Source organism: Streptomyces sp. AcH 505, assembly GCF_000818175.1.
GTDB lineage: Bacteria > Actinomycetota > Actinomycetes > Streptomycetales > Streptomycetaceae > Streptomyces.
Window position 1 is genome coordinate 3,777,539 of sequence record NZ_JTIY01000001.1, and the last position, 9,209, is coordinate 3,786,747.

The window sequence follows — 9,209 nt, forward strand, 5'->3', positions numbered from 1 at the left end:
CCGATGGCCGGCACAAGTGGCTTCTCCGTCTCCGGATACGGTCCCGAGCGCGGTACGTGGGCCAAGCTCGCCGCCCGCGACTCGCTGGTGCGCAGGCTCGACTGGCCGCTGCTGTTCTCGGCCCTCGCGCTGTCGTTCATCGGCTCGATGCTGGTGTGGTCGGCGACGCGTAACCGCACCCAGCTGAACAACGGCGACCCGTACTACTTCCTCATCCGGCACGTCATGAACACCGGCATCGGGCTCGGCCTGATGATCGCGACGGTCTGGCTGGGCCACCGCACCCTGCGCGGCGCGGTACCGGTGCTGTACGGGCTGTCCGTGGTGCTGATCCTCGCGGTGCTCACCCCGCTCGGCGCCACGATCAACGGCGCGCACGCGTGGATCGTGATCGGCGGCGGCTTCTCGATCCAGCCGTCGGAGTTCGTGAAGATCACCATCCTGCTGGGGATGGCGATGGTGCTGGCGTCCCGGGTGGACGCGGGGGACCAGCCGTATCCGGACCACCGCACGGTCGCCAAGGCGCTCGGCCTCGCCGTCCTGCCGATGGCGATCATCATGCTGATGCCGGACCTCGGTTCGGTGATGGTCATGGCGGTGATCGTGCTCGGCTGTCTGCTGGCGTCCGGCGCCGCCAACCGCTGGGTGCTCGGGCTGATCGGCGCCGGGGTGCTCGGCGCCTTCCTGGTCGCGGCGCTCGGGATCCTCGACGAGTACCAGATCAACCGGTTCGCCGCCTTCGCCAACCCGGACCTGGACCCGGCGGGTGTCGGCTACAACACCAACCAGGCGCGGATCGCGATCGGCTCGGGCGGTCTGACCGGCACGGGGCTGTTCCACGGCTCGCAGACCACCGGGCAGTTCGTGCCCGAGCAGCAGACCGACTTCGTCTTCACCGTCGCCGGTGAGGAACTGGGCTTCCTCGGTGCCGGTCTGATACTGCTGCTGCTCGGCGTCGTGCTGTGGCGCGCCTGCCGGATCGCCCGCGAGACGACGGAGCTGTACGGCACGGTCGTCGCCGCCGGGATCATCGCCTGGTTCGGTTTCCAGGCGTTCGAGAACATCGGGATGACGCTCGGGATCATGCCGGTGGCGGGGCTGCCGCTGCCCTTTGTCTCGTACGGAGGCTCGTCGATGTTCGCGGTCTGGATCGCGGTGGGACTGCTCCAGTCGATCAGAGTGCAGAGACCGATGTCCGCCTAGCGACACCGCCCCATGTGATCCGCCTCGCCCGCGCCGCCACCGTCATCGGTGGCGGCGCGGGCGATTAGGCATGGTTATCGCGGTTAGGTTCCCTATATGGCGGACACCAAGCGCGAGATCGAACGGAAGTACGAACTCCCCGAGCTGCCGGACGCCGAAGGACCTGCCGGGCTCCCGGACCTGACCCGGGCCCGCGGCGTCGCGTCCGTCCTCGCCGAGGGGGTCGTCGAACTCGACGCCGTCTACTACGACACCGCCGACCAGCGCCTGGCGGCCGGCCGGCTCACGCTGCGCCGCAGAGAGGGCGGCGACGACGCCGGCTGGCATCTCAAGTTCCCCGTCGCGACCGGGATACGCGACGAGCTGCGGGCACCGCTGGGCGACACCGTCCCCGACGAGCTGGTGGCGCTCGCGAGCGCCCGCACCCTCGGCGCCCCGCTCGTCCCCGTCGTCAGGCTGCGGACCGCCCGGGACGTCAGCCAGTTGTACGCGGCCGACGGCGAACGGCTCGCCGAGGTGAGCGTCGACACCGTACGCGCCGAGCGCCTCGCCGGAGCCGTGGCAGGACACCCGGCCACCGCCGCCTGGACCGAGGTCGAGGTCGAACTGGCCGAGGGCGCCGACCCGGCCGTCCTCGATGCCGTCGAGAAGAAGCTCCGCAAGGCGGGCCTGCGCCCGGCGGTGGCGCCGTCCAAACTCAGCAGGGCGCTCCAGGAGACCGCGCCGGCGGCACGCGACGCCACGGGGCCGTCCGGGACAGCAGGCGATCACGTCCTCGCGTATCTGCGTGCCCAGATCGAGGCGATCGTCACCCAGGACCCCGCCGTCCGCCGCGACCTGCCCGACTCCGTCCACCAGCTGCGGGTCGCCACCCGCAGGCTGCGCTCCGCCTTCCGCAGCTACCGGAAGGTGCTCGACCGGTCGGTCACCGACCCGATCGGCACGGAGCTGCGCTGGCTCGCCGGCGAGCTGGGCGTCGACCGGGACAACGAGGTGCTGACCCAGCGGCTCTCCGCCCACATCGACGACGTACCGAGGACCCTGCTGCTCGGCCCGGTGGAGAGCAGGCTGCGGATCTGGAGCGTCGCCCGGCGCTCCGGCTCCCGCGAGCGCACCCTCGCCGTACTCGACAGCGAGCGCTACCGCGCGCTGCTGACCGCCCTGGACGCGCTGCTCACCGAACCCCCGCTGCGCAAGGGCGCCGAGCGGACCCCCGGCACGGTGCTGCCGCGGGCGCTGCTGAAGGGCTACGCCCGGCTGGCCCGCCGTACCGAGCACGCGCTGTCCCTCGCCCCGGGCAAGGAGCGCGACGTGGCGCTGCACAGCGCCCGCAAGGCGGCCAAGCGCGCCCGGTACGCGGCCGAGGCGGCGACCCCCGCCCTCGGCAAGCCGGCCGACCGGTTCCGCAAGCGCGTGAAGGACGTGCAGAGCACGCTCGGCGACCACCAGGACAGCGTCGTCGCACGTGAGACGCTGCGCGAGATCGGCATAGCGGCGCACGCCGCCGGTGAGACCGCCTTCACCTGGGGCCTCCTGTACGGCGAGGAAGAAGCGCGCTCGGCGGCGCTGGAGCGTGAACTGACCGTGGTCTGGGCCGAGTCGTCCCGCAGGAAATGGCGGTCGGCGCTGACGGGCTGAGCACCGGGGTAGTCTGGATGGCCGTCCCCGACAGTCCGTGCGCCCAGCTCTGAGAGATCTGCCTGATGCCTGCCGAATCGGTCTTCCCCCAGCTTGAAGCCCTTCTCCCGCATGTGCAGAAGCCGATCCAATACGTCGGCGGCGAGCTCAACTCCACGGTCAAGCCGTGGGACTCCTGCGACGTCCGGTGGGCACTGATGTACCCGGACGCGTACGAGGTCGGGCTGCCCAACCAGGGCGTCATGATCCTCTACGAGGTGCTGAACGAGCGCGAGGGCGTGCTCGCCGAGCGCACGTACAGCGTGTGGCCCGACCTCGAAGAGCTGATGCGCGAGCATCACGTCCCGCAGTTCACCGTGGACTCGCACCGGCCCGTCGGCGCCTTCGACGTCTTCGGTCTCAGCTTCTCCACCGAGCTGGGCTACACGAACATGCTGACGGCCCTGGACCTGGCGGGCATCCCGCTCAACGCCGCCGACCGGACCGTGGACCACCCGATCGTGCTGGCCGGCGGGCACGCCGCCTTCAACCCCGAGCCGATCGCCGAGTTCATCGACTGCGCCGTGATCGGCGACGGCGAGCAGGCCGTCCTGGAGATCACCGAGATCGTCCGCGCCTGGAAGGCGGAGGGCCGCCCCGGCGGCCGCGAGGGCGTACTGCTGCGGCTGGCGAAGACCGGCGGGGTGTACGTGCCGGGCTTCTACGACGTCGAGTACCTGCCCGACGGGCGCATCGGCCGCGTCGTACCGAACAGGTCGGGCGTGCCGTGGCGGGTCTCCAAGCACACGGTCATGGACCTCGACGAGTGGCCGTACCCGAAGCAGCCGCTCGTGCCGCTCGCCGAGACCGTGCACGAGCGGATGTCGGTGGAGATCTTCCGCGGCTGCACCCGGGGCTGCCGCTTCTGCCAGGCCGGCATGATCACCCGCCCGGTGCGCGAGCGCAGCATCACCGGGATCGGCGAGATGGTCGAGAAGGGCCTGAAGGCCACCGGCTTCGAGGAGGTCGGCCTGCTGTCGCTCTCCTCCGCCGACCACAGCGAGATCGGCGACATCGCCAAGGGCCTCGCCGACCGGTACGAGGAGGACAAGGTCGGTCTCTCCCTGCCCTCGACCCGGGTCGACGCCTTCAACGTCGACCTGGCCAACGAGCTGACCAGGAACGGCCGCAGGTCGGGTCTGACCTTCGCCCCGGAGGGCGGCTCGGAGCGGCTGCGCAAGGTCATCAACAAGATGGTCTCGGAAGAGGACCTGATCCGTACGGTCTCCACGGCGTACGGCAACGGCTGGCGCCAGGTGAAGCTCTACTTCATGTGCGGGCTGCCCACCGAGACCGACGAGGACGTGCTGCAGATCGGCGACATGGCGGTCAAGGTCATCGCCGAGGGCCGGCAGGTCTCCGGGCAGAACGACATCCGCTGCACGGTCTCCATCGGCGGCTTCGTACCCAAGCCGCACACCCCGTTCCAGTGGGCGCCGCAGCTCTCGGCGGAGGAGACCGACGCCCGGCTGAAGAAGCTGCGCGACAAGATCCACGCCGACAAGAAGTACGGCCGCTCCATCGGCTTCCGCTACCACGACGGCAAGCCCGGCATCGTCGAGGGCCTGCTCTCCCGCGGCGACCGCCGCACCGGCGCCGTGATCCGCGCGGTCTACGAGGACGGCGGCCGTTTCGACGGCTGGCGTGAGCACTTCAGCTACGACCGCTGGATGGCCTGCGCCGAGAAGACGCTCCCGCACTTCGGCGTGGACGTCGCCTGGTACACCACCCGCGAGCGCACCTACGAAGAGGTGCTGCCCTGGGACCACCTGGACTCCGGCCTGGACAAGGACTGGCTCTGGGAGGACTGGCAGGACGCGCTGGACGAGACAGAGGTGGACGACTGCCGCTGGACCCCGTGCTTCGACTGCGGCGTCTGCCCGCAGCTGGACACCGAGATCCAGATCGGCCCGACGGGCAAGAAGCTGCTGCCCCTCACGGTCGTCAAGTAGCGGCTTCACCGGCGCCACCGCGGGATGTCATTCCGCGGTGGGCAGGCCGGTGAGGAACATGTGGATCATCAGGTCGTAGGTGTCGTCCAGCTTCTCCGGGAGGCCGAACGCGCCCTCGGCCTCCAGGAGCGCGAAGCCGTGGACCGTGGCGCGCAGGCAGCGGACCGCGTGGATGGCGGCCGAGTCCGACAGGCCGTAGGCGCGCAGGGTGGCCAGCATGATGTCGATCAGCCGCATGCCGGCGTCGGCGGTCGCCGGGTCGGGGGCCTGGTTGAGCGCCGCGTAACGGTGCGGGTGGCGTACGACGTACTGGCGCCAGGCGAGCATCAGCGCGCGGGTGGCCTCGTCGGCCGAGCGGCCGAGTACCGCGTGGCCGATCTCGTCGGCGATCTCGGTCATGATCCGTGCGGACATGAGCTGGCGCAGCTCCGCGAGGCTGCGTACGTGCTTGTAGAGGGACGGGGTCGCGACGCCCGCGCGGGACGCGACCGCCGAGAGGGTCAGGGCCGCGAGGCCCTTCTCGTCGAGGAGGTTCATCGCGACCTCGACGACCGCGTCGGCGGAGAGGGAGGCCCTAGGCACGCGCGCCCTCCTTGAGGAAGGCGAGGATGTCGGCGGCGACGGCGTCGGGGAACTGCGCGTGGGCGTAGTGGCCCGCGCCCTCGATCATCGTCAGGCTGCCGAGCCCGGCGGGCAGCGCGGCCACGATGGCCTCGCCCTCGGCCTTGGGGTCGGCCCAGTCGGGGTCGAGGGTGCCTTCGACGATCAGCGTCGGGCAGCGGACCGAGCCGAGCGCGGCGCCGGCGTCCTTCGGCGCCGACATGCCCATCTTGGCGACCACGGCCATCCGGCCCGGCCTGCGCAGATCGGCCTCGACTGAGGCGATGTGCTCGGCGTACCCGGCCGGCTTGACGCCCGGGTAGGCGTGGTCGAGGTAGCGCTTCCAGGCGCCGACACTGCGGAACAGGCCGGTGGCCGTGAGCAGGGACAGGCCCTTGCGGTAGCGGCCGTTGGAGACGAGCGCGCCCAGGTCCATCTTCTGCGCGCGGGTGAACGGGCCGATCTCGACGACCGCGCTGACCAGCTCCGGCTCCTGGGCCGCCGCGACGGTCGCAGCGCCGCCGGCGAACGAGTGGCCCACGATCACGGCCGGGCCGCCGCCGAGGTGCCGGACCAGGGCGAGGATGTCGCCCGCGGCGTCGGTGCGGGTGTACGAGTCCCAGCCGGTGCTGGACTCGCCGTGGCCGCGCTGGTCGAAGGAGGCGACCCGGTGGCCGGCCGCCACGAGCAGGTCGGCCAGCGCCCGGAAGGCCGACCTGTTGTCGCCCATTCCGTGGGCGAGCACGATCAGCCCGCCCTCTCCGGACACGTCGTAAGCGAGCTGTCCGCCGTCGAGCTTCAGGAACTCCGTCATGGTCACTCCCTGGTTGGTTAAGGTGTGTAGCCATTAAGCTAATGTCATTAGCCAGGCGTGTCAACACCCCTTCCTGCACAATGAGGCGATGCCGCACCTCATCGCCCCCGACGTCCGGATCCACCGCTCCTTCCTCGACGCGATGCAGGAGTTCGTGGAGGAGGGCGCCGACGAACGGTCGCTGCTCGTCCACGAGATGGAGGAGTACGCCGACACCTGGCACAGACCCGAGGTCTTCGCGCGGTACGTGGCCGGGCTCAACGCCGAGCCGCTGGAGGAGACCCCGCGCGTCGCGGGATGGGTGCCGATGACCACGGTCTGGTACGTCGAGGGCGACACCTTCCTCGGCCGGCTCTCCGTCCGGCACCGGCTCAACCGGTTCCTGGCCGAGATCGGCGGTCACATCGGCTACGCCGTACGTCCGAGCGCCCGCAGGCGGGGGCACGCGACCGCGATGCTGCGTGGCTCGCTGCCCGTCGCGCACCGGCTCGGCATCGAGTCGGCGCTGGTCACCTGCGACACCACGAACATCGCCTCACGGCGGGTGATCGAGGCCGCGGGCGGTGTGCTGGAGGACCAGCGGGCCGGAAAGCTGCGCTTCTGGATCCGAACAGGCGTCTAAGGCGTCCTTGGTGGCATGGACCTCGACAAGCCGCCGCAGACGCGCGCGAACCGCCGGCCGCCGGAGCCGTACGAAGGCGGCGAGGGCTGTCTGACCGTGGCCGTGCGGATCCCGGTCCGGATCGTGGTGCTGGTGCTCGTCGTGCCGGTCCGGATGATCTGGGACCTCCTGGCGGTTGGTGCCCGGCTGCTGGGGCGCACGCTCGGCACGCTCGGGCACGTGCTGATCGAGGTCCCGCTGGTCTGGCTCTACGAGAAGCTGCTGACACCCCTCGGGCGCGGGCTGCTGTGGCTGGTGGTGGCGCTGTGGCGGTACGCGCTGGTGCCGGTGGTCTACTACGGGCTGGTGGTGCCCGTGGTGTGGATCTGCCGCGAGGTGCTCGCCCCGGCGGGCCGTGGCATCGGCAGCGCGCTGGGCTGGCTCTACGAGACGTTGCTCACGCCGCTCGGCCGCGGGATGGGGTGGCTGGGGACGGCGCTGCTGGTGTGGCCGTGGGTGGCGCTGTGGCGGTACGTGCTGGTACCGCTGGTGTACTACGGACTGGTGGTGCCCGTCGCGTGGACGTACCGCGACGTGCTCACCCCCGTCGGCCACGGCATCGCCTGGGTGCTGGCGGGCATCGGCCGGGGTCTGGTGTTCCTCGCGCGCGCCGGGTGGGCCGCCGTCGTATGGCTCGTACTCGTCCTGCTGGTCGCCCCCCTCGGCTGGCTGTACCGCAGGATCCTGGCACCGGTGGGGCGCGAGATCGGCGCGGCCCTCGCCTTCGGCTGGCGGGCCGCCGGGTACGTGTCGCACGCCGTGGGCCGCGCTCTCGCCTGGCTGGCCTGGCACGTTGTCGGCCGGCCGGCGCGCTGGACGTACCGGTACGTGTGCACGCCGGTGGGTCACTGGATACGCGGCAGCGTCCTCGCCCCGGCGAAGGCGGCGTCGCTCGCCGCCGGCCGGGCGGCGCGCGAGACGTTCCGCAGCGCGCGGCAGAGCGTGCGGCAGGCGCGGAAGGACGCGTGGCGGGTACTCGCCGGACCGCCCAGGAAGCCGGGACCTCGGGAACCGAATGAGGACCGTACGCGTACTCTGGGTAGTACAACGACTGTCCCCGGCGCGGTGCCCGCACCCGAAGTGTCCCTGAGCGATCAGGGCTAGCGCCTTCATCGAGGAGAGAACCACTGGGCAAGCGACAGCCCGAAGGCCCGCCGCCCGCACCGACGGTGCAGCGCATCAGACTGCGCTACACCAAGCGCGGTCGCCTCCGGTTCACCAGCCACCGCGACTTCCAGCGCGCCTTCGAGCGGGCACTGCGCCGTGCCGAGGTGCCGATGGCGTACTCGGCGGGATTCACTCCGCACCCCAAGGTGTCGTACGCCAATGCCGCACCCACCGGCACGGGCAGCGAGGCCGAGTTCCTGGAGATCGCCCTGGCCGACCGTCGCGACCCCGAAGAGCTGCGGGCCCTGCTGGACGCTTCACTGCCGGCGGGGCTGGACATCACCGACGCCGTCGAGGCCAGTACCTCGGGCCTCGCCGACCGGCTGACCGCTTCCGTGTGGGAGCTGCGGCTGGTCGGCGTGGAGCCGCAGGAGGCGGGACACGCCGTGTCCGCCTTCCTCGCGGCCGAGACGGTCGAAGTGACCCGGCTGATGAAGAACGGCGTCCGCACCTTCGACGCCCGCAGCGCCGTGGCAGGCCTCGAAGTGGTCGACGTGTCGGCCACCGCACCGGCCGATAGGCCGCAGGACACGCCCTGTGCGATACTGCGGCTGGTGGTTCGGCACCTGACACCTGCCGTTCGACCCGACGACGTCCTGTCCGGTCTCCGAGCTGTGGCCGACCTGGCGCCGCCGGTCCCCGCAGCGGTGACCAGGCTGGCGCAGGGGCTCTTCGACGAGGAGTCCGGCAGTGTGACCGACCCGCTCGCGCCCGACCGCGAGGCAGTCCTGGCCGGCCCTTCCAAGGCCGCCGGACCCGCCGCCGCGAAGGCGCCGGAAGGTGCAGGTTCCGCGTAGGGCGGTCGTTGTAGCGCAGCCCTGGCATCCGGGAGCCACCTGGGCCGGGCGGCGCGCAGACCAGAAGACTTTCGCCAGGCCGTACGTAACCGCGTAGGGAACCGGCGAGCCAGACACAGCAGCTCCCGTGCGGCGCCCGCGCCCCGGACGGCGGCAATCCGCGCATCGCGCGGGCCGCGGCCGGACCGGAATCAGGCGCGGCGCCCGGGAGCGTGACGGGAGAACCGCCCGCATGCCCATTGACTCGACTTCGCCCGGTAACGCCGGGAACGAGAACAGTGAGAACGACAACAACACCCCCAGCGACACGCTGCCGCCGCGGCGCAGGCGCCGCGCGG

At 71.3% G+C, this 9,209-nt stretch carries 8 protein-coding genes; 6 read left to right on the forward strand and 2 right to left on the reverse strand.

The features are described 5' to 3' along the window. The first annotated feature begins 3 nt into the window (after window positions 1–3). The 3 genes from rodA (at window position 4) to HY68_RS17240 (ending at window position 4,832) form a co-directional block, all read left to right on the forward strand. A complete protein-coding gene (gene rodA, locus HY68_RS17230; RefSeq protein WP_041989779.1) occupies window positions 4–1,203 on the forward strand; it encodes a rod shape-determining protein RodA in 1,200 nt (399 codons plus the stop codon). Window positions 1,204–1,299: 96 nt separating this feature from the next. Further along, window positions 1,300–2,841, forward strand: a complete 1,542-nt coding sequence (locus tag HY68_RS17235) for a CYTH and CHAD domain-containing protein (protein WP_041989781.1) — start codon at window positions 1,300–1,302, stop codon at window positions 2,839–2,841. A gap of 65 nt (window positions 2,842–2,906) precedes the next feature. After that, window positions 2,907–4,832 (forward strand): TIGR03960 family B12-binding radical SAM protein, encoded by a 1,926-nt coding sequence (locus HY68_RS17240; protein ID WP_041989782.1) that lies wholly within the window; start codon window positions 2,907–2,909, stop codon window positions 4,830–4,832. A gap of 27 nt (window positions 4,833–4,859) precedes the next feature. Here HY68_RS17240 and HY68_RS17245 read toward each other — a convergent pair whose 3' ends face one another. Together HY68_RS17245 and HY68_RS17250 are read right to left on the reverse strand one after the other, a co-directional pair. Next, on the reverse strand, window positions 4,860–5,414 hold the full coding sequence (locus tag HY68_RS17245) for a TetR/AcrR family transcriptional regulator (RefSeq protein ID WP_052457117.1): 555 nt from the start codon (window positions 5,412–5,414) through the stop codon (window positions 4,860–4,862). Beyond that, a complete protein-coding gene (locus tag HY68_RS17250) occupies window positions 5,407–6,246 on the reverse strand; it encodes an alpha/beta hydrolase (protein ID WP_041989784.1) in 840 nt (279 codons plus the stop codon). Before HY68_RS17250 ends, HY68_RS17245 begins: the two co-directional genes overlap by 8 nt. Before the next feature lie 88 nt (window positions 6,247–6,334). Here HY68_RS17250 and HY68_RS17255 point away from each other — a divergent pair, with 88 nt between their 5' ends. From HY68_RS17255 to HY68_RS17265, 3 genes are all read left to right on the forward strand, one after another. Continuing rightward, entirely contained in the window at window positions 6,335–6,868 is a 534-nt protein-coding gene (locus HY68_RS17255) for a GNAT family N-acetyltransferase (protein WP_041989787.1), read from the forward strand. Window positions 6,869–6,883: 15 nt separating this feature from the next. Beyond that, window positions 6,884–8,011, forward strand: a complete 1,128-nt coding sequence (locus HY68_RS17260; protein ID WP_041989790.1) for a hypothetical protein — start codon at window positions 6,884–6,886, stop codon at window positions 8,009–8,011. Window positions 8,012–8,076: 65 nt separating this feature from the next. Further along, on the forward strand, window positions 8,077–8,871 hold the full coding sequence (locus HY68_RS17265; RefSeq protein WP_041989792.1) for a TIGR03936 family radical SAM-associated protein: 795 nt from the start codon (window positions 8,077–8,079) through the stop codon (window positions 8,869–8,871). Window positions 8,872–9,209: the final 338 nt, after the last annotated feature.

Coding starts and splice junctions, on each gene's coding strand:
- HY68_RS17255 (WP_041989787.1), top strand. CDS start 6,335: ATGCCGCACCTCATCGCCCCCGACGTCCGGATCCACCGCTCCTTCCTC.
- HY68_RS17250 (WP_041989784.1), bottom strand. CDS start 6,246: ATGACGGAGTTCCTGAAGCTCGACGGCGGACAGCTCGCTTACGACGTG.
- HY68_RS17260 (WP_041989790.1), top strand. CDS start 6,884: ATGGACCTCGACAAGCCGCCGCAGACGCGCGCGAACCGCCGGCCGCCG.
- rodA (WP_041989779.1), top strand. CDS start 4: ATGGCCGGCACAAGTGGCTTCTCCGTCTCCGGATACGGTCCCGAGCGC.
- HY68_RS17235 (WP_041989781.1), top strand. CDS start 1,300: ATGGCGGACACCAAGCGCGAGATCGAACGGAAGTACGAACTCCCCGAG.
- HY68_RS17240 (WP_041989782.1), top strand. CDS start 2,907: ATGCCTGCCGAATCGGTCTTCCCCCAGCTTGAAGCCCTTCTCCCGCAT.